The organism is Porphyromonas sp. HMSC065F10 (assembly GCF_001808555.1).
Lineage (GTDB): Bacteria > Bacteroidota > Bacteroidia > Bacteroidales > Porphyromonadaceae > Porphyromonas_A.
In genome coordinates, this window is sequence record NZ_KV793757.1 from 11,514 (window position 1) to 11,872 (window position 359).

The 359-nt window shown below is 59.1% G+C and carries 1 protein-coding gene; it reads left to right on the top strand.

Annotated features, from left to right (window positions below; all coding sequences use genetic code 11):
• Window positions 1-359: NAD(P)(+) transhydrogenase (Re/Si-specific) subunit beta (locus HMPREF2890_RS09410; RefSeq protein WP_246825254.1), on the top strand; the 359-nt coding region annotated here is incomplete at both ends.

The window sequence follows — 359 nt, forward strand, 5'->3', positions numbered from 1 at the left end:
GTGATCATCGTCCCCGGCTACGGTATGGCGCTTGCGCAGGCACAGCATCAGGTGAAGCAGCTCGCTGACACTCTTCGCCGCAATGGCGCAGAGGTTCGCTTTGCCATCCACCCCGTTGCCGGTCGTATGCCGGGTCATATGAATGTCCTCCTCGCCGAGGCTGACGTGCCCTACGATGACCTCTTCGAGATGGAGCGGATCAATGACGACTTTAAGGACACCGACCTTGTGGTCGTGATCGGAGCCAATGATGTCCTCAATCCTGCCGCCCGTGAGGCTGAGGGCACACCGATCTACGGCATGCCGGTGCTCAATGTCGACCAGGCGAAGCACATCGTGATCTGCAACTACGACCTCAA